The 25655-nt window shown below is 68.6% G+C and carries 21 protein-coding genes; 9 read left to right on the forward strand and 12 right to left on the reverse strand.

Annotated features, from left to right (window positions below; genetic code table 11):
- Positions 1–5: 5 nt before the first annotated feature.
- Entirely contained in the window at positions 6–629 is a 624-nt protein-coding gene (locus AC50X6_RS01610; RefSeq protein ID WP_494964571.1) for a DedA family protein, read from the reverse strand.
- 88 nt (positions 630–717) lie between these two features.
- Positions 718–1710: an RluA family pseudouridine synthase gene (locus tag AC50X6_RS01615; RefSeq protein WP_494964676.1), complete on the reverse strand. Its 993-nt coding sequence runs from the start codon at positions 1708–1710 to the stop codon at positions 718–720.
- A 197-nt stretch (positions 1711–1907) separates the two neighbouring features.
- Between AC50X6_RS01615 and AC50X6_RS01620 the strand changes: the two genes are divergently transcribed.
- Both AC50X6_RS01620 and AC50X6_RS01625 read left to right on the forward strand, forming a co-directional pair.
- A complete protein-coding gene (locus tag AC50X6_RS01620; protein ID WP_494964572.1) occupies positions 1908–2597 on the forward strand; it encodes an ArsR/SmtB family transcription factor in 690 nt (229 codons plus the stop codon).
- Positions 2590–3282, forward strand: coding sequence for an SRPBCC family protein (locus AC50X6_RS01625; RefSeq protein ID WP_494964573.1), 693 nt, complete (start codon positions 2590–2592; stop codon positions 3280–3282). Before AC50X6_RS01620 ends, AC50X6_RS01625 begins: the two co-directional genes overlap by 8 nt.
- A 231-nt stretch (positions 3283–3513) precedes the next feature.
- On the opposite strand, the gene yczR is transcribed toward AC50X6_RS01625, so the two are convergent.
- Positions 3514–5019, reverse strand: coding sequence for a MocR-like transcription factor YczR (gene yczR / locus AC50X6_RS01630; protein WP_494964574.1), 1506 nt, complete (start codon positions 5017–5019; stop codon positions 3514–3516).
- Positions 5020–5080: 61 nt separating this feature from the next.
- On the opposite strand from yczR, the gene yczE reads away from it, so the two are divergent.
- The gene (gene yczE / locus AC50X6_RS01635; RefSeq protein ID WP_494964575.1) at positions 5081–5719 is read left to right on the forward strand and encodes a membrane protein YczE; all 639 of its coding nucleotides are present in this window, start codon (positions 5081–5083) and stop codon (positions 5717–5719) included.
- A 128-nt stretch (positions 5720–5847) separates the two neighbouring features.
- Here the strand turns inward: yczE and AC50X6_RS01640 are convergent, their stop codons facing one another.
- From AC50X6_RS01640 to AC50X6_RS01665, 6 genes are all read right to left on the reverse strand, one after another.
- On the reverse strand, positions 5848–6777 hold the full coding sequence (locus AC50X6_RS01640; RefSeq protein ID WP_494964576.1) for an Fpg/Nei family DNA glycosylase: 930 nt from the start codon (positions 6775–6777) through the stop codon (positions 5848–5850).
- Positions 6770–11965 carry an Lhr family helicase gene (locus AC50X6_RS01645; RefSeq protein WP_494964577.1) on the reverse strand — a complete coding sequence of 1732 codons (5196 nt, stop codon included), beginning with the start codon at positions 11963–11965 and terminating at the stop codon, positions 6770–6772. The genes AC50X6_RS01640 and AC50X6_RS01645 overlap by 8 nt, the downstream gene beginning before the upstream one ends.
- 195 nt (positions 11966–12160) lie before the next feature.
- Positions 12161–12838 (reverse strand): DUF4232 domain-containing protein, encoded by a 678-nt coding sequence (locus tag AC50X6_RS01650; RefSeq protein ID WP_494964578.1) that lies wholly within the window; start codon positions 12836–12838, stop codon positions 12161–12163.
- A 101-nt stretch (positions 12839–12939) separates the two neighbouring features.
- Positions 12940–13683: a YcnI family copper-binding membrane protein gene (locus AC50X6_RS01655; RefSeq protein ID WP_494964677.1), complete on the reverse strand. Its 744-nt coding sequence runs from the start codon at positions 13681–13683 to the stop codon at positions 12940–12942.
- A 194-nt stretch (positions 13684–13877) separates the two neighbouring features.
- On the reverse strand, positions 13878–14492 hold the full coding sequence (locus AC50X6_RS01660) for a hypothetical protein (RefSeq protein ID WP_494964579.1): 615 nt from the start codon (positions 14490–14492) through the stop codon (positions 13878–13880).
- Positions 14493–14652: 160 nt separating this feature from the next.
- The gene (locus AC50X6_RS01665; RefSeq protein WP_494964580.1) at positions 14653–15558 is read right to left on the reverse strand and encodes a MurR/RpiR family transcriptional regulator; all 906 of its coding nucleotides are present in this window, start codon (positions 15556–15558) and stop codon (positions 14653–14655) included.
- Positions 15559–15744: 186 nt separating this feature from the next.
- Here AC50X6_RS01665 and AC50X6_RS01670 point away from each other — a divergent pair, with 186 nt between their 5' ends.
- From AC50X6_RS01670 to AC50X6_RS01695, 6 genes are all read left to right on the forward strand, one after another.
- Positions 15745–16677 (forward strand): N-acetylmuramic acid 6-phosphate etherase, encoded by a 933-nt coding sequence (locus AC50X6_RS01670; RefSeq protein WP_494964581.1) that lies wholly within the window; start codon positions 15745–15747, stop codon positions 16675–16677.
- 94 nt (positions 16678–16771) lie between these two features.
- Positions 16772–18079, forward strand: a complete 1308-nt coding sequence (locus tag AC50X6_RS01675; RefSeq protein WP_494964582.1) for an ABC transporter substrate-binding protein — start codon at positions 16772–16774, stop codon at positions 18077–18079.
- Positions 18058–19023 carry a carbohydrate ABC transporter permease gene (locus AC50X6_RS01680; protein ID WP_494964583.1) on the forward strand — a complete coding sequence of 322 codons (966 nt, stop codon included), beginning with the start codon at positions 18058–18060 and terminating at the stop codon, positions 19021–19023. The genes AC50X6_RS01675 and AC50X6_RS01680 overlap by 22 nt, the downstream gene beginning before the upstream one ends.
- Positions 19023–19919, forward strand: coding sequence for a carbohydrate ABC transporter permease (locus AC50X6_RS01685; protein WP_494964584.1), 897 nt, complete (start codon positions 19023–19025; stop codon positions 19917–19919). Before AC50X6_RS01680 ends, AC50X6_RS01685 begins: the two co-directional genes overlap by 1 nt.
- Before the next feature lie 5 nt (positions 19920–19924).
- Positions 19925–20917: an N-acetylglucosamine kinase gene (locus AC50X6_RS01690; RefSeq protein WP_494964585.1), complete on the forward strand. Its 993-nt coding sequence runs from the start codon at positions 19925–19927 to the stop codon at positions 20915–20917.
- Positions 20918–20978: 61 nt separating this feature from the next.
- Positions 20979–21707 (forward strand): glucosamine-6-phosphate deaminase, encoded by a 729-nt coding sequence (locus tag AC50X6_RS01695; protein WP_494964586.1) that lies wholly within the window; start codon positions 20979–20981, stop codon positions 21705–21707.
- Positions 21708–21735: 28 nt separating this feature from the next.
- Here the strand turns inward: AC50X6_RS01695 and AC50X6_RS01700 are convergent, their stop codons facing one another.
- The 3 genes from AC50X6_RS01700 to AC50X6_RS01710 all read right to left on the reverse strand — a co-directional run bounded on the left by AC50X6_RS01700 (position 21736) and on the right by AC50X6_RS01710 (position 25616).
- Positions 21736–22191: an SRPBCC family protein gene (locus tag AC50X6_RS01700; RefSeq protein WP_326967831.1), complete on the reverse strand. Its 456-nt coding sequence runs from the start codon at positions 22189–22191 to the stop codon at positions 21736–21738.
- 56 nt (positions 22192–22247) lie between these two features.
- Complete coding sequence (gene ppsA, locus AC50X6_RS01705; RefSeq protein ID WP_494964587.1) at positions 22248–24647, reverse strand: phosphoenolpyruvate synthase; 2400 nt, start codon at positions 24645–24647, stop codon at positions 22248–22250.
- Positions 24648–24797: 150 nt separating this feature from the next.
- A complete protein-coding gene (locus AC50X6_RS01710) occupies positions 24798–25616 on the reverse strand; it encodes a pyruvate, water dikinase regulatory protein (protein WP_494964588.1) in 819 nt (272 codons plus the stop codon).
- Positions 25617–25655 lie beyond the last annotated feature (39 nt).

The raw sequence follows: 25655 nt of genomic DNA on the forward strand, positions 1-25655 counted from the left end.
CGGCGTCAGAAATCCAGTTCCTGCTCCGGGCCCTCCACGGGGGAGCGGTCGCCCCGGCGCCGGGTGACGACAATGCCGATGACGACGCCGATCACGATCCCGAGGCCGACGCCGATCAGCGAGCTCGCCCAGAACGGCAGGCCGGTGGCCGCTCCCGTCACGTAGCCGAGGCCCACCGACCAGACCGCCCAGAGGATCCCGCCGAGGGCGGCGCAGAGGCTGAAGCCGCGGGTGGAGACGTTGGCAATGCCGGCAGCTGCCGTCGTCGCAAGCCTCCCGCCGGGGATGAACCGGACGCCGATGATCGCACCGTAGGTGGAGGACCGGCCGGCCTTTCCGATGGCTCTGTGCACAGCCTGATGAAACGTGCGGCCCCAGCGCCAGCGGTCCAGCACGTGGCTCAGCCGACGTTTGAAGAGCTGGAAAACCAGGATGTCGCCGAGCCAGGACGCGAGGGCAGCGAGGATCACGAGGAGGAACGCGTTGACCCGGCCGTCCGCCGCCAGGGCGCCGCCGGTGATCACCACCATTTCGGATGGAACGGGCGGGAAGATGGCGTCGCTCATGACGATGGGGATCACCCAGAAATAGATCGCGGCGCCCCAAGCGTCCACGTTGCCTAAGTCCATGGGCACAAGGTATCGCACTTCCGGGGTTCGCCGTGTCCTGACGGGCCGCAGCCTTCCCTAACCGCGGGAGGGGGCCCCAGCAGCGGAACTACCCTGCCTCGCTGAGTTCCAGGCCGCTGCGGAATTCCGCGGCCGTGCCGGTTATGGGGTCAACGAAGCTGATGCCGCGGGCCAGGAGCTGCAGCGGCTTGGTGTAGTCGTCCGGGGCCTTGTCCAGCAGCTCCGGATAGAAGGCGTCGTTGACGATTCCCAGTCCCAGCGACGCCATATGCACACGAAGCTGGTGGGTCTTTCCCGAGTGCGGCTCCAGCCGGTACAGCGTGCGGCGCTGGCTGGCGTGTCCCTGGCTGGCGTGTCGTTGGCTTGTGTCGTCGGAAGCGGCGTTGGGCCCGGCGTCCGGCCCGGCGTCGAACGTCCGCAGCTGCTCGATGCGGGTCTCCGCGTTGGGCTGGCCGCCGATCACCTCGGCAAGCAGATAGCTGCGGGACTTAGTCATCCGGTTGCGGACCACCACCGGGAAGTCGACGGCAGGGTGCCCGGCGGCAGGCTCGGCCGCGGCGACGCACTCGTACTCCTTCCGGATCTGGCGCTTTTCGAAGAGCACCTGGTACTTGCCCCGGGTCTCGGGGTTGGTGGAGAGCAGCAGGATTCCGGCCGTCATGCGGTCCAGACGGTGCATCGGGATGAGATCCGGCAGCCCGAGCTGGTTCCGGAGCCGGACCAGGGCCGACTCCTGGATGTAGGTGCCGCCGGGTGTCGTGGGCAGGAAGTGCGGCTTGTCCACCACAAGGAGGTGATCGTCCTGGTGCAGGATGTTCAGTTCCACGGGAATCCTCGTCTCCGGCGGCAGCGTGCGGTAGTACCAGATGAAGGTGTGGTTGCGCAGCGGCGTGGTGCGGTCCAGTGCGGTGCCGGCCTCGCCGACGATCTCCCCGGCGTCGAACCGGTCCTCGATGCCCTGCGGGTCGATGTGGCCCCAGCGGTGCATCATGTAGTCCATCGCGGTGTCCCAGGGCCCCTCGTCCGGGAGGCGGAGACGGGTGGCGTTGACGCCGTCGCGCACGGGAAGGGGGGAGTGCATCACCGGCCCATTCTACTTCGCCCGGCACGGGTCCCGCCCTTACCCCCGCCCTCACCCGTGCCCTTACCTCGCCGTTTCGACGATTCCCCGCCGGCTAGACGCTTCCGGGCATCGAACCGGAAGGAAACCGTCGAAACGGCGAGCCGACGGCAAAAAAGGTCTTGACAAATATAACTGTCGGAGATCAGACTCGAGCCATGTTGGACATCGAGGTGATTGAGGACCCGGCCGCGGCGGAGGCCTCGCTGGACCCCATCCGCACCCTAATCCTGCTGGAGCTCGCCGACCCAGGTTCGGCCACGCAGCTCGCGGCCAAGGTGGGGCTTTCGCGGCAGAAGGTGAACTACCACCTGAAGGCCCTGGAGCGGCACGGTCTGGTCGAACTCGTCGAGGAGCGACGGAAGGGCAACGTCACGGAGCGCATCATGCGGGCGACGGCGGCCTCGTACCTGATTTCCCCGGCGGCGCTGGCTTCGGTGGCCCCGGATCCGCGCCGGTTCTCCGACCGGTTTTCCGCCTTCTGGCTGCTGGCGCTCGCCGGCAGGCTGGTCCAGGAAGTCGGCCAGTTGATCGCCGGCGCTGCGGCGGCCAGGCAGAAGCTCCCCACTTTCGCGATCGACGGCGAGATTACCTTCCGGACGGCCGAGGACCGGGCTGCCTTCGCCGAGGAGTTCAGCGCCGCCGTCACCAGGCTCGTGAGCAAATACGACGACGGCGGTCGCGGCGCCCCTGCGGGTGGCGGGCCAGCAGGGGGCGCCCCGGCCGGTGGCGGGCGCAGTTACCGCATCGTCGTCGCGCTTCACCCGGCACTCAAGCCATCAGCGAAAACATCACCCCCGCAAGAATTGATGACAACCCCAACAGCAAAGGAGCAGGACAATGACTGAGAAACGGAAATTCGAGATCGTCTACGACGCCGAGCTCCCCGGCACCCCGGAGCGGGTCTGGAACGCGGTCACCAAGGACACTCCGGCCTGGATGTTCCCCACGGACGAATGGCCGGCCGTGCGGTCCGTCGAGGAGTACCCCACCCACCTGGTCTCCCGGATGGACGGCGCGGATGGATGGTTCAACCAGCTGGAGCATGTGCTGGCGCCCCTCGGCGGCGGCCGGACCAAGCTGCACTACGTCCATAGCGGCATCTTCGCGGACAACTGGGACGGGCAGTACGACGGCGCCACCAAGCACACCGAGTTCTACCTGCACACTCTGGGCCAGTACCTTAAGTATTTCGACGGCAAGCCGGTGGTCTTCACCGACGTCCAGGCGCCCGCGGCTTCGCAGGCCGCTGACGGCTTTGACCGGCTCAGGAAAGCGATGGGGGTGGAGGGTGCGGCGCCGGGCGGAACCGTGGAGTTGGAGCTCGACGGCGTCGGGCGGCTCACCGGCGACGTGGACTTCGCCAACGGGAACTTCCTGGGCCTGCGGACGGCGGACGCGTTGTACCGCTTCTTCGGCCGCAACGCTTTTGGCGCACCGGTGGGCATGACGGTGCACGATTTTAGCGTCGGCGGGGACTCCGAAACCACGGCAACGGCCTGGCGCGGTTTCCTGGCGAAGGTCTATGCCTAGCACTGGTGACACCCGAACGCCCTGGCGACGCGCAAACGCCCTGGCGACACCCGAATGCCCTGGCGACACCCGAATTCGGGTGTCGCCGGGCATCTTGCGCAGCGCAGGGTAGTATGGGCGTCGCCAGACAGGGCCGCAACCGGATCAGGCCGACCAGCGCCCAGCCTGTGCCCAGCCTGCGCCCAGCCTGTGCCCAGCCAGCGCCCGGCCTGCGCCCGGCCCGCGCCCGGATCAGGCGATGGCAGCGGCCGGCGCGGCCGCGAGGTTCCGCCGTAGCTGGGGCGACGCCTCCAGTCGATCCTGCGCCGCACGCAATGCCCGTACCGCGGTCTCAAGATGCTCCGGCGGCAGAGTGAACGGCACGCGGAGGTAGTGCTCGAAGGCGCCCCCCACCCCAAAGCGGGGTCCGGCGGCGAGCCTGATGCCGAAGTCAGGGGCGACCACGGCCAGTGCGGTGCTGATCGGAGCCGGCAGCCGGCACCAGACTGACAGCCCGCCGTCGGGCCGTTCGCTCTGCCAGGTAGGCAAGTTCCCGGTGATGAGTTCCAGCAGCGCATCCCGGTTGTCGCGGAGCGAGGCGAGCCGCGCCGGGAGCGGTTCCGGGAGCGCTCTGACCAGGTGGGCGGCGGCGAGCTGTTCCACTACCGGGCCGCCGAGATCCATAGTGGTCCGGGCCGCGGCGAAGCGCTGGATGAGCGGCTCGCCGGCCCGGATCCAGCCGGTCCGCAGCCCGGCCCAGTGCGACTTGCTGAGTGAACCGATGGAGACTACGGCGGGGCTGAAGGCGGCCAGCGGCATGGATGCGACGCCGTCGAGGTTTAATTCCCGCAGCGTCTCATCCACTACGAGCACGGTGCCGGCCGCGGCGGCGGCACGGGCCAGCCTGCGCCGCTGAGAATCGGGCATCAGCCGCCCGGTCGGGTTGTGGAAGTCCGGAACCACATAGGCCAGCGCCGGCCGCTGCTGCATCAGTGCGGCCTCGAGTGCGTCCAGATCCCAGCCCGATCGGCCTGTCGGGCTGGCAGGGGGCATGGCAGCCGGAACGGGGCGGCAGCCCGCGGCGCGGATGGCGTCGAGGGCATTCGGGTAGCTGGGATGTTCCACGAGGACCTTGTCCAAGCGGCCGGTGAGGGTGCGCAGGATAATGTTCAGCGCGTGCTGGGCACCCGAGGTCACCAGGATCTGGTGCGCGCTGGTGGGCACCCCGGCCGCCGAATACCGAGCCGCGATGGCTTCCCGGAGCGCACCCACGCCGAGGGCGTCATAGCCGAAGCCGGGCAGCAGTGCCGGCAGCTCGGTGAGGGCCGAGGCGAAAGCCCGGTGCACCACCTCGCCGCTGGCAGGCAGCGAGGCATAGGCCAGATCGAGGATCCCGGCCGGAACAGCCAGGCCGGGGGCGCCGCTCAGGTTCAGAGCGGTGCCCGGGTTCAGGGCGCCGCCCCGATGGCTGCCCCGCGATCCCTGGTGCGGTACGCACGTCCGGCCCCGGCTGCCCTGGCCGGTGCTGAGAAATCCCTGCTCGCGCAGCCGTGCATAGGCGGCGGTCACCGTGGTGCGGCTGTTGCCCAGCGTCGTGGCCAAGGCCCGCTCGCTGGGCAGGGCAACATCGAGCGGGATGCGGCCGTCAAGGACGAGCAGACGCACGACGTCGGCCAGCTCACGGTAGGCGGGGGCGGCGCCGAGGTTCCAGTCGCCCAGCAAGCGGGCGAGGGAGCTCGGGTTCAGTGAGCCGGACATAGAGCCAGTATCTCAAACTGGCTATGGATTGAAAAGCCAGTTTCGGGAGAGAATGGGCGTCATGATGACCCGCAGGCTCCTCCAGCTCCTCCTTGGCCTCGCCATGTACGGCGTATCCCTCGCGATGTTTATCCGCGCCGGGCTCGGCCTGGATCCCTGGGACGTCTTCCATCAGGGGCTCGCGGTGAAGACCGGGCTGAGTATCGGCACCGTGGTGGTCATCGTCAGCTTCCTTGTGTTGCTTCTCTGGATTCCGCTCCGGCAATGGCCCGGCATCGGCACGCTCTGCAATGCCGTGCTGGTGGGGGTGTTCGCCGACGTCGGGCTGGCGCTGATTCCGGCGTTATCGCACCTCGGCGGGCAGATCGGCATGCTTGCCGGGGCCATCCTGCTCAACGGCATCGCCTCAGCCTGTTACATAGGCGCCCGACTGGGACCGGGTCCCCGGGACGGCCTGATGACCGGACTGGCCCGGCGCACCGGCTGGTCGGTGCGGACCTCCCGGACCGGAATCGAGGTCGTGGTGCTGGGTGCCGGCTGGCTGCTTGGCGGGTCCATCGGCGTCGGCACCGTACTCTATGCCCTGGCGATCGGGCCGCTCGTCCAGCTCCTGCTGCCGCGGTTCACGGTGCCGGAGCTCAAGAAGCTGCAGGTCCCGGTGGTGGCGGCCGATCCGGCCGCCGCACGTCCCGCGCCGTAGCCTGGCGGGCCCGCACGCCGGCGACGCGGGAAATCGCTGGCGACGCGCAGATTTCCGCTCGACACCGGAATTCGGGCGTCGTCAGGCAAAGAGCGCATCGCAGGCTCGTTTCCGCGTCATGAGCCCAGCTAGCCGGGACCGGGCAACGGCTGGCACCTCGGGCAGTAGTAGATGTCCCGCTCTTCCGTCCCGGTGGCCTTGGCCAGGACCCCGCGGCGCGCCGGGGTCCCGCATTTCAGGCACGGCTGGTGCTCCCGCCGGTAGACCCAGTAGCCGGGCAGCCCCGACGTCCGGCCAACAAGCCGGCCGCGCGGATTCATCACTGTGGTCCGGCGGCCCGGGCCCAGATTGGCTTCCAGCAGCGCCTTGGCAGTGGTGACGAGGCCGGCCAGATCGGGTACCGCGGACACAGGGAGGGCAGGGTGGACGCCGGACAGGAAACACGCCTCGCAGCGGTATATATTGCCGATCCCCGCGAGGTTCCGCTGGTCCAGCAGCGCGACCCCGATCGGCACGTCCGGGGCAGCGTGGATCCGCCGCTCCGCCTCGGCCAGATCCCAGTCCGGGCCCAGGAGGTCCGGACCAAGGTGTCCTACGATCGAGTCTTCTTCGGAGGTGCGGACCACGTCGAGGATGCCAAGCGAGAACCCGACGGCGTCCGCCGTGGCGGTGCGCAGGACGCACCGGGCGGTGAAACCGGGCTTTCGCCAGCGCCCGCCCGGCGGATAGACCTGCCAGGTTCCCTCCATCTTGAGGTGGGAATGAATGGTCAGCTGGTCCGGTTCCGCAGGATCCCGACCCGCAGGGCCCCGGCCCGCCGGCTCTTGGCCCGCAGGGCCCCGGCCCGCCGGCCCCAGACCCACCGGCCCTTGACCCGCAGGCCTCTGCAGCCGCATGAGCAGGTGCTTTCCGCGTGGCACCACCTCCTGCACGGTCCAGCCGCCGAGCTTGAGCGTGGCGAAACGCGGCACCCGGAAGTCGGAGGAGAGCAGCCGCTGGCCGGCCAGTGCGGCATGGAGCTCCGCGGCCGCACGGAAGACGGAGTCGCCCTCAGGCACGGATCCTCAATCCTTTCGGGGTGGAATACGCGCCGGCGTGGGCCAGGGCGGCGGCGACGGGCGTGTCCAGGATGCCGTGCCCGTTGACTTTCTCCATGATGAGTTTGTCCACCGCGCCGCGGGTGACCACTCCCACGAGGGCGGCGCCGGCCGCGGCCAGGATCTCGGTGTCACCGTTGAAGGCCAGCAGGGTTTTGCCGCCGCGTTCCACGTAGAGGATGAGGGCGCCGTCGACCAGGACCACCAGTGCACCGGCTTTCCGGCCCGGCCGGTGGCCCGTGCCGGCTTCGGTGTTCAGGGCGGGCCACGGCAGTGCCGCGCCGTAGGGGTTGGCGGGGTCCGTCGCGGCGAGGGCCAGTGCCACGGGCTCGGGTTTCGTGAGCTGGGTGTCCTCCGCGAACGACCGAAGCCGGTCCACCGTGGCCGGAACGGCAAACTGGGCCGCGCCGAGGTGCTCGATGAAGTAGCCGCGCCGGCACCGTCCGGCTTCCTCCAGCCGGGCCAGCACCTTGTACATCAGGCCGAAGCCGCCGAGGATGTTTTCCGCCATAACGGAGCCGCGGGTGACTATGCCGTAGCGGTCGAGAAGGAGCTCGGCGGTGGCCCGGGCATGGATGGTGGCGTCCAGTTCCGGTGCCGGCAGCGCGGACCAGCGGCCGGCGGCCATCGGGGGAGTCGACGCGGTGCCGGCTGCTGAACCGTAGCGCCCGCCGGTCAGTCCGGGGGATCCCAGCAGACCGGTGCCGTGGGCGCGTCCCAGCCGGCTCATCCGCGGCGCCCGGGCCCGCGGCGCCCGGCCCACCTGCCGGTGCGCGGTGTGGCCGCCGGCAATCAGCGCGCGCACCGGTGCGAAGGTGTCGCCGGTGATGCGGCCGGCCCACGCGAGGTCCCACAGCGCGGAGACCACATTCTGATCGCTCAGCACCGCGTCCAGGCCACCCGCAATGTCCGTCAGCTGGCGGAAGAAGTAGCCGCCGCCGTTGTTCCGCAGATGGTCCAGCAGCCGCTGCTGCGCGTCGCCCGGCTCGAAGTCCACGGACGGATTGAGGGTCAGCTCGGCCGAATCGGCCAGATGCAGGCTCACCCAACCGTCATTGCCCGGCAACGAACCCGCACCGGACCATAGGATCTCGCCGGCAGCCATCAGCTCATCCAGCATGGCGGGCTGGTAGCCGGCCACCCGGCCGGAAAGGATCAGGGGTTCCCAGGCCGAGGCCGGAATGGGCACCCCGGACAACTGGTCGACGGCGGTGATGATGCCGTCCAGCCCGCGCAGCGCCGACTGACTGCGTGTGCCGGCGGTTCTGACGTTCTGCCAGGCCGGCAGGAACCGGCCGTAGGCGGCGGCGTCCACCGGCTCGACCTCGGCGCGCAGCGCGGCAAGGGAGCGGCGGCGGAGCCTGCGCAGGACCTCGGCGTCGCACCATTCGCTGACGCCGGCCAGCGAGGGGGCGCCGGGGATGCTGTGCCCGGCCTTGTCCGTGCCGCCGGCCGAAGCAGGATCCCCGGTTCCCGGGGCTTTGGCCGCTGCCGGGACTACGGCCGTTTCCGGCGCTGTGGCGTGCGGGCGGAACTCGCCCTCTACCACGCGGCCGTCTGCGGCGAGCCGTTTCAGTGCGGTGCCGACGACGGCGACGCCCAGTCCCAGCCGAATGGCCGCCTCGGCGGAGGTGAAGGGCCCGTGCGTGCGGGCGTACCGCGAAACGAGGTCGCCCAGCGGATCCGCGACAGGCTCGATGAAGGCCAGCGGGACACCCATGGGCAGCGGCACGCCAAGGGCATCGCGCAGCCGTGCGGCATCTTCCACCGCCGCGTAGCGTTCGACGCCGCCGATGTTCACCTTGATCGCGCGGTTGACGCGCTGGAGCGCGGCCAGGTGCGCGGCGGCGTCGGCGACCGGCACGTCCGGAAGGGGGTCCGCGGGCGCGGCCACCGGAAGGGGTCCGGCCACCGGTGCGGGCCCGTCCTCCCGGGTCTCGGGTGGTACGGCACCGGCCACGGGCGCGGAAGCCGGTTCAGCACCGGGCGCGGACGCGGCCATCGGTTCCAGCCGGGCGGCGACTTCCGCCGGGGTCAGCGGACCCAGGAGGCGCAGCAGATCCGCGACGCCCTCCAGCCCGCGGACCAACCGGTCCGGGGCGAGGCGCTGCAGCTCCCGTTCGGTGGCGTCGATGACCTTGGCGTCGAGCAGTTCGCGCAGCTCTACCCGGCCCAGGAGTTCGTTGAGCAGGGTTGAATCCAGCGCCAGCGCGGCGGCCCGGCGCTCGGCCAGCGGGGAATCGCCCTCGTAGAGGAACTGTGCCACATAGCCGAAGAGCAGGGACTTAGCGAACGGGGAGGGCTGCTGCGTGGTGGTCTGCACGATCCGCAGTTCGCGCCGTTCCACGGAGGCCGCGATGTCTTTCAGAGCGGGAAGGTCATAGACATCCTGCAGACATTCGCGCACCGTCTCAAGCACGATAGGGAAGGTGGGGTATTTCCGGGCGACATCCAGCAATTGGGCGGAACGCTGCCGCTGCTGCCACAAAGGCTGCCGCTTGCCCGGGTTTTGCCGGGGCAGGAGGAGTGCGCGGGCGGCGCACTCGCGGAAGCGTGATGCGAACAGGGCGCTCCCGCCGACTTCCGCGGTCACGATCTGCTCCAGTTCCTCGGGGTCGAACAGGAACAGCTCGGCTCCGGGCGGCTCGTCCTCCATCATGGGTACGCGCAGCACAATGCCGTTGTCAGCAGCCATGGCGGAGCCGTCCATTCCGTAGCGCTGATGCAGGCGCTGCCCCACGGCGAGGGCCCACGGCGCGTGGACGGGCATCCCGAAGGGGCTGTGCAGCACCACGCGCCAATCCCCGAGTTCGTCGTGGAAGCGTTCCACTACGAGGGTCGTGTCGCTGGGCACCACCTCGGTGGCGAGCTTCTGTTCGGCGAGGTACTGGATCAGGTTGTTGGCGGCGAATTCGTCCAGTCCGCTGGCCTTGCACCGTTCAGTAGCGGGTCCGACGTCGGATGCGGCGAGTTCGCGCATGAACGCGCCGAGGGCGCGGCCAAGGTCCACAGGCCGGCCGAGGGAGTCCCCCTTCCAGAAAGGGAGTTTTCCGGGCTGCCCGAAGGCGGGCGAGACCAGGACCCGGTCATGGGTGATGTCCTCGATCTTCCAGCTCGTGGCGCCGAGGGCGAAGATATCACCCACCCGGGATTCGTAGACCATTTCCTCGTCGAGTTCGCCGACCCGCCGGCCTCCTTTGGCCGCGGCGGCGGCGGGGCTCGCGGCTCTGCCGTCGCCACTGGCGGAGCCGGCCGCGCCGGGGGAACCGGACCCCTCCACTTCGGTGCCGATGATGTAGACGCCGAACAAGCCGCGGTCCGGGATGGTCCCGCCGGAGGTTACGGCGAGCCGCTGCGCGCCGGGCCGGCCCTCAATGGTGCCGGCGTTCCGGTCCCAGATGATCCGGGGTCTTAGCTCCGCAAACTCGTCGGAGGGGTAGCGGCCCGCCAGCAGGTCCAGCGTGGCCTCGAACGCGGAGCGGGGGAGCGAGGCGAACGGAGCGGACCGCCGGACTGTGGAGAACCATTCCTCCACATCGATGGAACCAAGGGCAGTGGCCGCGACGGTCTGCTGGGCCAGGATGTCCAGCGGATTTTTCGGGACAGCGAGCCGCTCGATTTTTCCGGCGAGCATTCTTTCCACTGTGATGGCCGTGTGCACGAGGTCCGCGCGGTGTTTGGGGAACAGTACGCCCCGGGAGATCTCGCCGACCTGGTGCCCGGCACGGCCCACCCGCTGCAGCCCGCTGGCCACCGAGGGCGGGGACTCGACCTGCACCACGAGGTCCACGGCGCCCATATCGATGCCGAGTTCCAGGGAGGACGTGGCCACTACGCAGCGCAGCCGGCCGGATTTCAGGTCGTCCTCGATCAGGGCGCGCTGGTCCTTGGAAACCGAGCCGTGGTGGGCCCGGGCCAGCAGCGGATCCGCGCCGGCGGTGCTGCCGGCCTGCGCCATCATGTGCGCCGGCGTCGCGGTGGAGGCAGGCAGCGCTGCTGTGCCGGCGGCCGGCGCCGCAGCCGGCACCGCATTTTGCGCCGGCGCCGCTTTGGGCACCGGTTCGAAGTCCGGGGCCCCGGCGCCCGACTCGCCCCAGCCTCCGCCGGCGGCCATCAGCTGCCGCTCGGCGTGGATCTCATTGAGCCGGGCGGTCAGCCGCTCGGCGAGCCGGCGGGAATTAGCGAACACGATGGTGGACTGGTTGGCCAGCACCAGGTCCACGATCTTTTCCTCCACATGAGGCCAGATCGATGCCTGCGGCTGAAGCCCCGACGCCGGGCCGGAATCGAACGCCCCGGCCGCCCCGGGAAGATCGGACATGTCCTCCACCGGGACAGAGACCGTCAGATCCCAGTTCTTCCTGGACGGCGGGGCCACGATTTCCACCGGCGCGGAGCCGGCGAGGAACTGCGCCACGAGTTCCTTCGGCTCCACGGTGGCCGAGAGCCCGATCCGTTGGGCAGGCTTAGGCAGCAGTTCGTCGAGGCGTTCCAGCGATACGGCCAGGTGCGCGCCGCGTTTGGTGCCGGCGACGGCGTGGACCTCGTCGACGATGATGGTGTCCACCTCGGCCAGCGTTTCCCGCGCCTTGGAGGTCAGCATCAGGAAGAGCGATTCGGGCGTGGTGATGAGGATATCCGGCGGGTGGCTGAGCAGCGAGCGGCGGTCCGACGCCGGGGTGTCGCCGGAGCGGACACCGACAGTGATGAGCGGCGCGGGCAGGCCGAGGCGTTTGGCGGTCTGGGTGATGCCGATCAGCGGCGCGCGGAGGTTGCGTTCGACGTCGACCCCGAGGGCCTTGAGCGGGGAGATGTACAGCACCCGGGTTTTCCGCTTGGGAGCCTTCTGCCGGGAAACTTTTGCGGCGCCGGGCCCCGGCAGCACTGGCGGCTCGGCGGGGGCGGATGGCTCTGCCGGTGCGGAGACGAGCAGCCGGTCCAGCGCCCACAGGAAGGCCGCGAGCGTCTTGCCCGAGCCCGTGGGAGCGACCACGAGGGCGTGCGAGCCGGAGGAGATGGCGTTCCAGGCGCCGCCCTGGGCCGGGGTGGGCGCGGCAAAGGCACCCAGGAACCAGTCCCGGGTCGGACGGCTGAACCGGTCCATGGCATCGGCAGCGAGTACGCCGCCGGAGAGCTCCTGGCGCGTCATTCCTCCATCATGCCCTAAGGTGCCGACAGGAAATGGCGGGTGGTAATCCGGGCGGCATAAGCAAACTTGGCACCGCCGCCGCGGGAAGTTGCGGGACGGCGCCGCCGCGGACGGCCCAGACCCCCGCGAGGTGAGACTTCGCGCCCATGATTCAGGCGGGCATGGGCGGAAAACCTCACCTCGGCGACAGCGGAGCTACCTGGCCTTGAACGCGCTGATGGTCAACAGCTCGGGACCGGCGTTGCTGCAGGCGTCCCTGGGCTGGGCGAGGAACAGGGATGCGGTGTCCTCCGGCGGGTAGATCCGGAAGCCTGCCGCGGGAACGACGGTGCAGTCGGAGTAGTTCCGGGCCTGGGTGTATCGCAGGGTGGCGGTTCCGGCCTGGCCCGGCGCGAGCAGCACCTCGGCGGCCGGCATGGCCGTGTCACGGGACGCTGCGGCACCAATCGGGGCGCCGGCGGCATCGGCGGTGAGGGAGACGCCGGCGAAGCCCTTCAGCAGGCACGGCTCGGCGCCGGAGTTCGTCAGGATCAGCTGCATGTAGACGCTGCCGGCCGCGCCGCCGCCGGTGGAATCGGTGCCGGCGGTGAGGCCGGCAGCCTTGCAGAGGATGGGGCCGGCCTGGGTGGTCGCCTGCGCCGCGGGAGCCGACGAAGCGGGAGCCGACGAAGCGGGACCACTTGCCGCGCCCGTGCCAGTGGCCGGGGGCGGGCTGGCGGGCTGGCTAGCGGAGCTGGCCGGGGAGGACGCCGGGGTGCCGGACGTCTGGGACTGGGCTGTGCCGCCGCCGCCCCCGCAGCCGGCAAGGAAGAGCGCTGCCGCTGCTGCCGCCGTCGTAAATACCAGTCTGGTGTTGATTCGCTGAGCCGTCATGGCACTACCCTCATGCCCGTTGTAGCCTGAGTCAACGACGCCACGACGGCGGCGCCCGATTGATGTCCGGATTGTGATTTCCGGGCATCAACCGAGGTCAGCTACTCCCTGGGTGCGGAGCCGGGTGCCGAAGCGCGGACCGGCACGGGCCCGTCCCTCCGGCTCCGCAGCAATGCCACACCGCCCAGCGCCAGGCCGCCTGCTCCGGCGACGAGTCCGGCCCAGCTGCGGGCCTGGGCGCCGCCATCGCCCGCTGCGCCGCCGGGGACGCCGCCGGCGACGGTGCCGGACGCGGTGCCGGACGCAGCACCGGACACGGTGTCGGAGGCGGCGGCCGCCTGGGCGCTGTGCCCGGCAGGTGCGGCAGCCTCAGTGACCGCGACGGACGGAGCCGGTGCCTTCAGCGAGTGCGGGTCCTGGCCCTCCTGCGGAATCTGCGACCAGTCGGTCTGGCCCTGCTCGCAGTTCTGCAGGGTGGGAAAGTAGAGCGTCTTCCCGGCCACATCGGGCAGTTTCACGGACAGCACGACGGCGTCACGGAGGGCAGGTTCCAACGGCGCCTTTGCGGTGTAGACGATCTGGCTGGTCCGCTTGGTGATGGAAGTCCCGTCCGCCAGTTTCTTGGCCTCGGGCAGCTGCTCGGTCACCTTCTGGACCGTCCAGTTCGGGTTTACCGTGGGCTGGGCGTCGTTGAGTTCGGCGGGCAGCGTGATGGTCACCTTTGTGGTGCCGGCGGCATCGCAGCCGTGCGGGATGCCGAAGGTGAGCAGGGCGGAAGAGTTCGCGGCGGTCTTGTCCGGGGTGACCCCCACGTGGGCCGAGGCGCCGCTGATGCCGGCGAGCATGAGGGCGGCGGTTCCGCCGGCCACGGCCGTCGCGGTGAGGGTGCGTCGGCAGAGGGTTGGTTTCTGGGAGGTCTTCAAGAGTGGGTTCCTTTCGGGCGTGCGCGCGGCACTGCGGGCGGGCGCACAAAAAATGGGGTGGCACGGCAAAGCCCTGCCGTGTCGTCGGCAGGATCAGCCGCGGCCGATCAGGAAGGTCAGGAAAGCACGACGGCGGCGGGCGGGCCGCGGCGGCAGTCGCGCCGGAGGTTCCGCCAGGGGAGCGGGGCGGCATCCGCGGGCCAGCCGGCCGCGACGGGCGCCTCGACGGCGTCGGGCTTCACCGGTGCGGGGAGCCTCAGCAGCGGGCGGAGCCACGCGGCGAGCGACCACAGCGCGGCCTCACCCCTGGCAAGGAGCAGGGCGCAGGCGAGCGTTGCCAGCGCGTGGCCGGCAAACATCAGCAGCGAAAGCGTCGAGCCCAGTGCAGGGAGCTGGAGATGGATCTGGTCTGCGGAGACCGGTGCGAGGGTTGCGCCAGCGTGATGCGCGGACCCGATCGCGCCGGCCGGCACCTGCCCGCTGAGGGCGAAAGCCTCGTGCAGCATGAGCTGCCCGGCGCCAAGCAGGGCCGCCAGGGCGGGGAAGCTGAGCTTCAGCCGGGTGGCGGCGGTGGAGGCCAGCCCGGTCAGGGCCAGTAACGCCAGCAGGATTCCCGGGACGGGGAGTTCCCCGCCGGCCAGGGTATGGGCGCCGGCGGCGAGGGAAACAACCGTGAGTGCCACCATGGCCGAGCGTAAGGCGTGGAACGGTGCTCTTGCGGCTGTACGCACGGAGCACTCCCTTCACCAGCGGCGGCCTATGGTTGCGCCCGCTGGCGCTACCGTCCGCGGGCTGTCCCCTGATTCTAGCGGCGAATTCCTGCCGGTGCCGCGAACAGCCGGTGCCGCGAACAGCCGGTGCCGCGAAATGCCGGCGCCGCGAAAGGTAACGTCAGGGCCGGACGCCGGGTGCCACCTTCCGTCCTTGCACGGCCGTGTAGGTCTTCCGGAGCGCCGCGATCGAGGCGTCGTAGGACTGCTGGGCGACGCCGACAAACAGGCAGTCGGTGACCATCATTTGAGCCATCCGGCTGCCGAGTGCCCCGGAACGGAACGGGCTCTCGCGTGCGGCCGTGGTCAGCACGATCTCGGCGATATGGGCCAGCGGTGAGCCGGAATGGTTGGTGATGGCGACGGTCCGGGCGCCTGCCTCGCCGGCGATGCGCAGGGCCTCGATCGTGTCCAGGGTCGAACCGGAATGCGAGATGGCCACCGCCACACTCCCGGCGTCGAGCAGGGCCGCTGACGTCCAGGCTGAATGGGCGTCGGACCAGCTGTGCGCCGTCATCCCGATTCGGTGGAACTTCTGCTGCAGGTCCTGGCCCACCCAGGCGCTGGCACCGACGCCGAAGATGTCGATCCGTTTCGCGCCGGACAGCGCGGCGACGGCGTCCGCGAGCCTGGCGACGTCGAGGACCTGGGCGGTGTCGGCGATGGACATCGTCTCGTTGAAGGCAATTTTGGACACCACATCCTGCAGTGAGTCGGTTTTCGCAATGTCTTCGTACATCTCTGCGCCCACATTGGCGACAGCCTGTTCACGGGTGGTTTCCCGGGCCAGATCCAGCCGGAAGTCCGAGTAGCCCTGGTAGCCGATCTTCTTGTAGAAGCGGACCACCGACGTTGTCGATGTCCTGCATTTCTCGGCGAGTTCACCGATCGACAGGGTGGCCGCGAGGGCCGGCTCGGCGAGGACAGCGTTGCCGATGGATTGCTCGGACGGGCGCAGCGAGGGCAGTGCCGCCCGGATCCGGACCAGGACTGTCCGCGACGAAATGTTTCCTGTCACTGCGCTCACGGGAGGCCGTCCTTCAGCTGTGGGGCACTGCCGGCCCCGCGGCGCCAGCGGAAGATTCCGATCATGGCTTGTAACAAGATTACACAAACAAGCGCTGAGTTGTAAGCGATTGACATAAAGGCACCCAGCCCGTAAGTTCTCAGGTGACGCACATCACGGAACGCCTTTTGAGAGACGGGAAAATCGGTGAGTTCAGAGAACCACACCAGCGCACAGTTGAGCAGCGCTTGGCTCGATATCAGCACCGAGGGGAGAAATCCCCGGACACTGGACCTGGACCAGCGGACCACGCTCGGCATCCTGGAGGCGCTCAACGATGAGGACCGGATCGCGCCGGCGGCCGTCCGGCAGGTGCTGCCGGTAATGGCCCTGTTGGTTGAGGCCGCGGCGCAGGCGGTCGCCGACGGCGGACGGGTGCACTACTTCGGCGCCGGAACCTCGGGGCGGCTGGGGATCATCGACGCGGCAGAGCTGATGCCCACCTTCAACCTGGCCGAGGGTACCGTCATCGCCCACCATGCCGGGGGCTCCGCCGCACTGGTCCGCGCCGTCGAGAACCTTGAGGACTCCTGGGAAGCCGGCCTCGCGGACGCCGCAGACGTCAGGGCCGGCGACGTCGTCATCGGCATTGCCGCTTCGGGGCGCACGCCCTACGTGGGCGGGGCGCTGGACCGTGCCCGCCGGCTCGGCGTTCCCACCGCACTGATGACCTGCGCCGTGAACCCGGAGCTCGGACCGCTGGCCGACTTCGTGCTCGCGGCCGACACCGGCCCGGAAGCCCTGGCCGGTTCAACCAGGCTCAAGGCCGGGACCGCCCAGAAGATGATGCTCAACAGCTTCTCCACCGCGCTGATGATCCGGCTCGGCAAGACCTGGTCGAACCTGATGGTCTCGGTGCTGGCCACCAACGAAAAACTCCGGGCCCGGACGGTCCGGATCCTGATGGAAGCCACGGGGCAGGGCGAGGAGCCCTGCCGCGCCGCGCTCGCAGCGTCCGACGGCGACCTGAAGGTGGCGCTCGTGTCGATGCTCACCGAAACCGGCCCGGGCCGGTCACGGGACGCCATCGATGCCGTTGGCGGCGGCGTGCGCGACGCCGTCCACTCCCTCGCCGTCTGACCGGCGGCGGCTCGCAGCCACCGGCAGCCGCCGGCGTCAACCACACACCCCGAACACGCTCGCATCATGCCCCTCCAAGCAGAAGGATCAACCAATGAAGGTACGACCCAGGCACCTGATCGCGGCACTTGCGCTCGCCATGTTGCCGATCACCGCCTGCGCGCCCGGCTCACCGTCGACCGCAGCGGACAAAGCTGCCGGCACCAACGCCGCCGGGTGCGCGTCGCCGGAAACGCTGAAGATCTGGTCCTGGCGCCCCGAGGATGTGGACGCCTACAAGAAGATCTTCGCGGCCTATGAAGAGAAGAACTGCGTCAAAGTCGACTTCCAGGCCTTCAAGAACACCGAGTACAACCAGATCCTCTCTACCGGCCTGACCGGAAGCAACGGCCCCGACGTCGTCCAGGCCCGTGCTTACGGCGCCCTGCAGCCGCTGATCGTCGGCGGCAACCTCACCGACGTCACCGGGAAGGTGGACGGACTGAAGACCATGGACCCCACCATCCTGGCGGGCGCCCAGGCCAAGACCGACGGGAAGGTCTATGGCGTTCCGTTCGCCACCCAGACCATGCAGATCTTTTACAACAAGAAGATCTTCAAAGATGCAGGCGTCGAGGTTCCCCAGAGCTGGGACGACTTTGTGAAGGTCAACGAAAAGATCAAGGGCTCCGGCATGACCCCGCTGGCTGTCGGTGCCAAGGACGCCTGGATGATGCCGTTCATCCACGACGTCTTTGGTTCCGCCGAATACGGCGGCAAGGACTTCCGCGACGCCGTCCAGTCCGGTAAGAAGACCTTCACCGATGCCAAGTACGTCAGTTCCATCCAGAACCTAAAGGACCTGCAGGGCTTTATGCCCAAGGACGTCGTGGGCGTGAGCTACACTGACGCCCAGGTGCTGTTCAGCAACGAACAGGCCGCCATGTTCCCGGGCGGCTCCTTCGAACTCGCCTTCTTCCAGAAGCAGAACCCGGACCTTGACCTTGGTGCCTTCCAGGTCCCGGTCCGGGACGGATCGGCCTCGCCTAAGCCCGTATCGCCGGCCTATGCCGACGGCAACTGGGCCATCAACGCCAAGTCGCCCAAGCAGGAGGCGTCCCTGAAGCTGCTGCAGTGGATGGGCACCAGGGAGTTCGGACAGAAGGTGGTCGACGAACTCAAGCAGTTCTCGCCGGTCGAGGGCGTCTCGTTCAACGACCCGGTCATGAAGGAAATCTGGGACCTTTACCAGAAGAACCCCGCCCCCTACACCCTGCTGGTCGACTTCCGCTACGGCCAGCCCTCCGGCACCGATCTGATGGGCGCCGGGGTCCAGGAGCTGTTCCTGGGCAGCAAGGACGCCGCAGGTGTCGCCGCGAAGGTCCAGGACGGAGTCGCACAGTGGTTCAAGCCAAAGAGCTGACCCGGTCCGCGCCGCGCTGGCGCAGTCCCCGCCGGCCGGGGACTGTGCTTGGCTGGCCGGCCACGGTGATCTTTCTCGCCCCCGCGGCGGTCATTTTCTCGATATTTGTGCTCTACCCGATGCTCACGGCTTTCAGCTATTCCTTTTTTGACTGGCAGGGCACCGCCCGCGGTGCGTTCTCCGGCGTCGGGAACTTCTTTACGCTCTTAACCGCCGAGCCGTTCAAATCGGATCTGCCGCGGGCGCTGATGCACAACCTGCTGCTGTTTGCCGGGGCGATGGTCTTCCAGAACACGGTCGGGCTGGCCATTGCCTCGTTCCTGTACAAGCGCCGGCGCTTCAAGAGACTGTTCCAGACGCTCTACACGCTGCCGTACCTGGTCAGCCCGCTGGTGATCGGCTACCTGTGGACGCTGCTGCTCTCGCCGCTGTTCGGCCCGGTCAACGCGTTGCTCAGGGCGATGGGCCTGGGCGACCTGGCGCAACCCTGGCTGGGACAGCCCTCGACGGCGCTCTGGGTTATTGTGCTCGTCACGGCCTGGCAGTGGCTGGGGTTCCCGATCCTGCTTTACGGTGCCGCCCTCGGCGGTATTCCCGAGGAGTTGACCGAGGCGGCGTCGCTGGACGGCGCGACGGCGTGGCAGCGGTTCCGCTTGATCACGCTGCCGCTGCTGACCTCGGCCATCGGCACGGTGAGTATCCTGACCTTCATCGGATCCATGGAGGCGCTCGCGCTGCCGTACGCCATGGGAGGGTCCTCCGGTTCGCCGGCCGGAGCCACCGATGTCCTGTCACTGATGTTCTACCGGACCGCCTTCGAATCCGGGGCGTCGAACGCGATCGGGATCTCCTCGGCCCTGGCTACCATGCTGTTCCTCTTTATCTTCGGCGTGGCGCTGGTCTTCACATCAATCATCCGACGCAGGGAAAGGAAGCTCTCCTGATGAGTCTCCTGACAGCGAAGAAGCCCGACGCCGGCGCTGCCGCCCCGGCACCGAAACGCCGGCAGCCAGCCCCCAGGAAAGGGGCCGCCGGCAGATTCGCCGTGTCCGGCTTCCTCTGGGTCTATGCGGTGATCGCCGTCGCGCCCCTGCTGGTGATGGTGTTCAGCTCGCTGCGGACCACCCGCGAGATGGCGCGGAGCCCGCTGGCGCTGCCGCTGAACCCGAACTTCACCAGCTATACCAAAGCCTGGGTCCAGGCATCCTTCGGGACCTTCTTCGTCAACTCCCTGCTGGTCACGATCGGCTCCGTCCTCATCTCCACCGTGGTCTCGCTGCTGGCCGCCTACGCGCTGGCACGGAGCAAGTCCCGGGTGGCCAGCATCATCGAGGCCGTATTCCTGTCCGGGCTGATGCTGCCGGTCTACCTGGCCATCCTTCCGGTCTTCTACCTGCTGGACACGATGGGCCTGGTGGACAACAAGTTCGGCCTGATCATGGTCTACGCGGCACTGAGTATTCCATTCTCGGTCTTTGTGCTGACGTCGTTCTTCCGCCAGCTTCCGGTGGAACTGGAGGAAGCAGCCCGGATCGACGGCGCCGGCAGCTTCACGATGTTCTGGCACATCATGCTGCCGCTCGTGAAACCCGCGATCGCCACCGTGGTCGTTTTCCGCTTCGTGCCGATCTGGAACGACTTCTTCTACCCGCTGATCCTGATGCGCTCCAAGGAGAACTACACCCTGCCCGTCGGGCTGACCACGTTTTTCGGGGAGTACCAGACGGACTGGCCCACCCTGTTCGCGGGCCTGGTCATCGCGACCATCCCGCTGGTGGTGCTCTTCCTCGTCGCCACCAAGCAGATCGTCGCCGGGCTCACAGCCGGCATGAGCAAATAAGCGGTATGCAGACAGACTGGATCCTCGGCCTGGACATAGGCGGCAGCGGCAGCCGGGCGGGCGTGCAACGCCTCGACGCCCCGGCCGGCGAGCCGCTGCTGACGGTCGCCGGGGCCAGGATCGAGGTACGCTCCGGCGGGATACCGCTGGCAGCCATCCTCGAATCCCTGCTGCCGCCGGCCCTGCAGGCCGTCGCAGGCCAGGGCGGGCAGCTCCGCGCCGCCGCCGTCGGGATGAGCGGGCTGCTCAGCCTCACCGCGGGCACCGCTGAGGCGCACCGCACCCTCCGCGCCCAACTGGGACCCATCCCGGTGGCCCTGGCCTCGGACGCCGTCACCTCGCTGGTGGGCGGAATCGGCCTCGGCGGCGGTGCCGTGGTGTCCGCCGGCACCGGCGTCGTGGGCCTCGGCAGCGACTTCGCCGGCCGCTGGCACCGGGTGGACGGTTGGGGACATGTCCTCGGTGATCTTGGCAGCGGAAGCTGGATCGGGACCGCCGGGCTCCAGGCCGCACTGGCCGCCCACGACGGCCGGCCCGGCGGTTCGCCCGCGCTGCTGGCTCTGCTGCGCGAACGCTGGGGCGCCCCGGAGGAACTTCCCCGGAAGATCTACACCCGGGACGACCGCGCCGGTATTCTCGCCTCCTTCGCCAAAGACGTGGCCTGGGCCGCGCACGCCGGGGACCCCGTGTCCGCCGGCATCTGGACGCGTGCCGGGGTGCTGCTGGCCGACAACCTGGCCGCCTCGCTGGCCCCCGGGGTTCCGCCGCTGGCTACCTACACCGGCGGGCTGTTCGACGTCGGGCAGCTGCTGTTGGAGCCGCTGGCTGCCCGGTTCAGCGCCATCCGGCCCGACGCCGAGCTGCGGGCGCCGCTGGGAGGTTCCCTCGAAGGAGCCCTCACCCTGGCCCGTGAACTGCTCCGGGCGCCGTCGGGGTTCCCGGACCAGGAACCCTACCTGACCTCGCGGCGGAACACCGCGCAACAGGTCCGGCCGTGACGACGGCTCCTTCGCCGCCGGGCTGACCCGAGTCCGGCAGCCCACCTCCAAGGAACTGCATGTGAAGATCATCGAGACCGTTACCGGCGCGGAAGCCGGAGCACGCGCAGCGGAGCTCATAGCCGGGCTTGTCCGCAGGACTCCGACGGCGGTCCTCGGGCTGGCCACGGGTTCCTCGCCGTTGCCGCTCTATGCGGCGCTGGCCGGGATGGACCCGGTGCTGGGCCGTGTGCGCGGGTTCTCGCTCGACGAGTATCTGGGGCTCGGCCCCGCCGATGAAATGAGCTACGCCCGGGTCATCCGCCGCGAGGTGATTGAGCGGCTCGGCCTGGATCCGGCCCTGGTCCGCACCCCGGACGGGCTGGCGGAGGACCCGATCCGGGAGGCTGCGGACTTTGACCGCAGTATCCGCGACGCCGGCGGCGTCGATCTGCAGATCCTTGGCATCGGCTCCAACGGCCATCTGGCCTTCAACGAGCCGCCGTCCGCGTTTATCTCCCGGACCCGCGTTGTGGAACTCGCGGCCAGCACCAGGCTGGACAATGCCCGGTTCTTTGACTCAGCGGCGGACGTCCCCAGCCACGCCATCACCCAGGGACTGGGCACCATTTCCGAGGCTCGCCAGCTGCTGCTGCTCGCGCATGGCGAAGGCAAAGCCGGGGCCGTGGCGCGCGCCGTCGAAGGGCCCGTCACGGAAGACTTCCCGGCGTCGCTGATCCAGCGCCACCCGCACGTCACCCTCTTTCTGGACAGGGCCGCCGCCAGCCGGCTGCAGCGCGCCCGGGTTTAGCGGCGCGGCCCGGGTGAATCTGTTGGCGTTATCCGCCCTGGGAGTCCGCTGTGAGGTGCCGATTGCGTGCCTCGATGAGCTTCCGAAGATATACAGCCAGAACCAGTTTCTCGGCCAAACGCCCGATTAGGCCGAACGGGGCCGTGAACTCGATCCGATCAACCATGGTGGTTCCGTGGGAATCCTCGCTGAACTCGTGGACGTGCCGGAACCGCCGGAACGGGCCCCTGACCTGCTCATCGACGAAGTAGTCCGGCGCCTCCATCTGGGTGATCCGACTCGTCATCCGGATCGGGACCCCGAAGTGCCAGGCCCGCCAGGTCACCTCTTCCCCCAGGGAGATAAGGCCGGACCTGACGCCGGCGACTGCGTCCTCCCGTGACCGCGACATGGAGTCCTTGTGGGCGTCGATGCTGCGGGCGAGATCAAACAGCTCCGGTCTGGGCGTGCGTGTCCGCGTGGTGCATTCGAAGTAGACGGCCATCGTCAGAGTATGACACCCCGGTCCGAAGACCGGGGTGTTCCTTTAGCTCCGTGGTCTCAGCTGGCTGGAGCGCCCGTGGCGCCGGCTGCCGCGCCGGCGAGGCGCAGCCACGTGTCCACGACGGTGTCGGGGTTCAGCGAGACGGAATCGATGCCTTCTTCGACCAGCCATTCGGCGAAGTCCGCATGGTCGCTGGGACCCTGGCCGCAGATGCCCACGTACTTGCCGCGGGCCTTGCAGGCTTTGATGGCCATGCTCAGGAGCTTCTTGACGGCCGGGTCACGTTCGTCGAAGCTGCCGGCGACGATCGCGGAGTCCCGGTCCAGGCCCAGGGTCAGCTGGGTCATGTCGTTGGAGCCGATGGAGAAACCGTCGAAGTAGTCCAGGAACTCGTCGGCCAGCAGCGCGTTGGACGGCAGTTCGCACATCATGATGACCTCGAGGCCGTTTTCGCCGCGGCGCAGCCCGTTCTCGGCGAGCAGGTCGATGACGCCGCTGGCTTCGTCGAGGGTGCGGACGAAGGGGATCATCAGCTTGACGTTGGTCAGGCCCATCTCGTTGCGGACGAAGGACAGGGCCTCGCATTCCAGATCGAAGCAGTCCCGGAAGGACGGCTCGAGGTACCGGGAGGCGCCGCGGAAGCCGATCATCGGGTTCTCTTCGTGCGGCTCGTAGGCCGGTCCGCCAATCAGGTTGGCGTACTCGTTGGACTTGAAGTCGGACATGCGCACAATGACCGGCTCGGGCGCGAACGCCGCCGCGATGGTGGCCACGCCTTCGGCCAGGCGCTTGATGTAGTAGTCGCGCGGGCTGTCATAGGCGGCGATCCGCTCCCGGATCTGGGCGGCGACGTCCGCCGGCTGCTCGTCCGGGTTCAGCAGCGCCTTGGGGTGGATGCCGATCTGGCGGTTGATGATGAACTCCAGCCGGGCAAGGCCCACGCCGTGGTTGGGCAGCTGCGCGAAGGTGAACGCCTGCTCCGGGGTGCCGACGTTCATCATGACCTTGACCGGTGCCTCGGGCAGCTGGGTGATTTCGGTTTCCTCGATGCTGAAGTCCAGCAGACCTTCGTAGATGAAGCCGGTCTCGCCGTCCGCGCAGGACACGGTGACCTCGACGCCGTCGGACAGGACGTCCGTGACGTCTCCGGTGCCGACGACGGCGGGGATCCCCAGTTCGCGGGCGATGATCGCCGCGTGGCAGGTCCGGCCGCCGCGGTTGGTGACGATCGCGGAGGCACGCTTCATGATCGGTTCCCAGTCCGGGTCGGTCATGTCCGCGACGAGGACATCGCCGGTTTCGAAGGCGGCCATCTGGTCAATGGCGGTCAGGATGCGCACGCGGCCGGCGCCGATCCGCTGTCCGATGGCGCGCCCTTCGGAAAGGACCCGGCCGGACCCGTTCAGGCGGAAACGGCTCAGGCTGCCGGACGTCCTGCGGGACTGCACAGTCTCTGGGCGCGCCTGCAGAATGTACAGGCCGCCGTCGATCCCGTCCTTGCCCCATTCAATGTCCATCGGTCGCCCGTAATGGTTCTCGATGGCGACCGCGTGGCGGGCGAGCTGCTCGACGTCGTCGTCCGTGAGGCTGAAGCGGTTCCGCAGGGAAGCCTCAACCGGCACAAAGTCAATGGTGTGGCCGATTTCGCGGTTGCTCGTGTATGTCATCTGGAGCGCCTTCTCGCCCAGTCCGCGCTTCAGGATGGCGGGGCGGCCTGCCTGCAGCGCGGGCTTGTAGACGTAGAACTCGTCAGGGTTGACGGCACCCTGGACGACCGCCTCGCCGAGACCGTAGGAGGAGGTGACGAAGACGGCGTCATTGAAGCCGGATTCGGTGTCCATGGTGAACATCACGCCGGAGGCGCCGACGTCGGAACGCACCATGCGCTGGATGCCGGCCGAGAGCGCCACCTCGGCGTGCTCGAATTTGTGGTGCACGCGGTAGGCGATGGCCCGGTCGTTGTAGAGGGACGCGAACACATCCTTGATGGCCACCAGGATGTTATCGATGCCGCGCACGTTCAGGAAGGTTTCCTGCTGTCCCGCGAAGGAGGCATCGGGCAGATCTTCCGCCGTGGCACTGGAACGGACGGCCCAGGAAAGGTCACCGCCGCCGTGCTTGTCCACCAGCTTTTTGTAGGAGTCACGGATCTGCGCTTCAAAATCCGGCAGGAAGGGGGTCTCGCGCATCAGCGTCCGGATCTCCTTGCCCGCCGCGGCCAGGGCCGTCACATCGTCGGTATCCAGCCCCACCAGCCTGTCGGCAATCTTCTGATCCAGGCCCGAGTCAGCCAGGAAGCTGCGATAGGCGTCCGCCGTCGTGGCGAAGCCGTCCGGAACCTGGACGCCGGCGGATGTCAGGTTCTGCACCATCTCGCCGAGCGAGGCGTTCTTACCACCTACCCGGTCCAGATCCTTGAGTCCGAGTTCTGAGAACCACAGGATGTCTATCGTCATGGTTGCTGCTCCTTTGCAGATGGTGGCATGCGGGGGCGCCGCCCCGCGATCGGCAATGACCGGGTGTTGGGCGGAAGTTCTTCCACAGTGACAGGTCTCCGGCCGGGTTTCCACATGAGCTGCGCCACAGCGACTTTGTGAAACTTTTCCCTAATGCCTGAGTTTCATCTGCTGCAGGATGGTGGCAGCCATTTCCTCCACGGAAACGCTGGCCGAATTAAGGTAGGGAATCCCGTGCGACACATACAGCCGCTCAGCGCTGCGCAGTTCGAACCCGCACTGCCGTAGCGACGCGTAGGGTGAGCCGCGGCGGCGTTCGGTGCGGACCTGGCTCAGGCGCAGGGGGTTTGTGGTGAGGCCGAAGCACTTCGCCACGAACGGCCGCAGGGGCTTGGGGAGACCTTCCCTTTCGAAGTCCTCGTCCACCAGCGGGAAGTTCGCGGCGAAGATGCCGTGCTGCAGTGCCAGATACATCGTGGTGGGGGTCTTGCCGCAGCGGGACGGGGCCACCAGGATGACCTGGGCCTTTTCCAGTGCGCGCAGGCTCTGGCCGTCGTCGTGTTCCATGGCGTATTCGACGGCGGCCATCCGCGACTGGTAGCGCGCCGCATTGCCCAGGCCGTGGGCCCGGCCCGGTTCCCCGCTGGCGGGGGTGCCCAGGGCACGCTCCAACACGCCGACGTGAGTCCCGATCAGGTCCACGATAATTCCGTTGCACGTGGCCAGGGTCTGGCGGATATCGGTGGTCACCGCGGTGGAGAAGACGATGGGGCGAAGACCCGTGGCGGCCAGTCCGTCGATGACGTTGACCACCGCCCGGGCCTGGTCCACGGTGGTGATGAAGGGGACGGTAAGGCGGTCAAAGTCGTTCTCGGGAAACTGCGTCAGCAAGGTGTTGCCGAGCGTTTCCGCGGTGATGCCCGTACTGTCCGAGAGGAAGTAAACCGGGCGGGGAGCGTCGTTGGTCATAGACGCATTGTCCTCCAGGGGGAGCGGCGCATTCGCCAA

It is taken from the genome of Pseudarthrobacter sp. HLT1-7, from assembly GCF_059383435.1.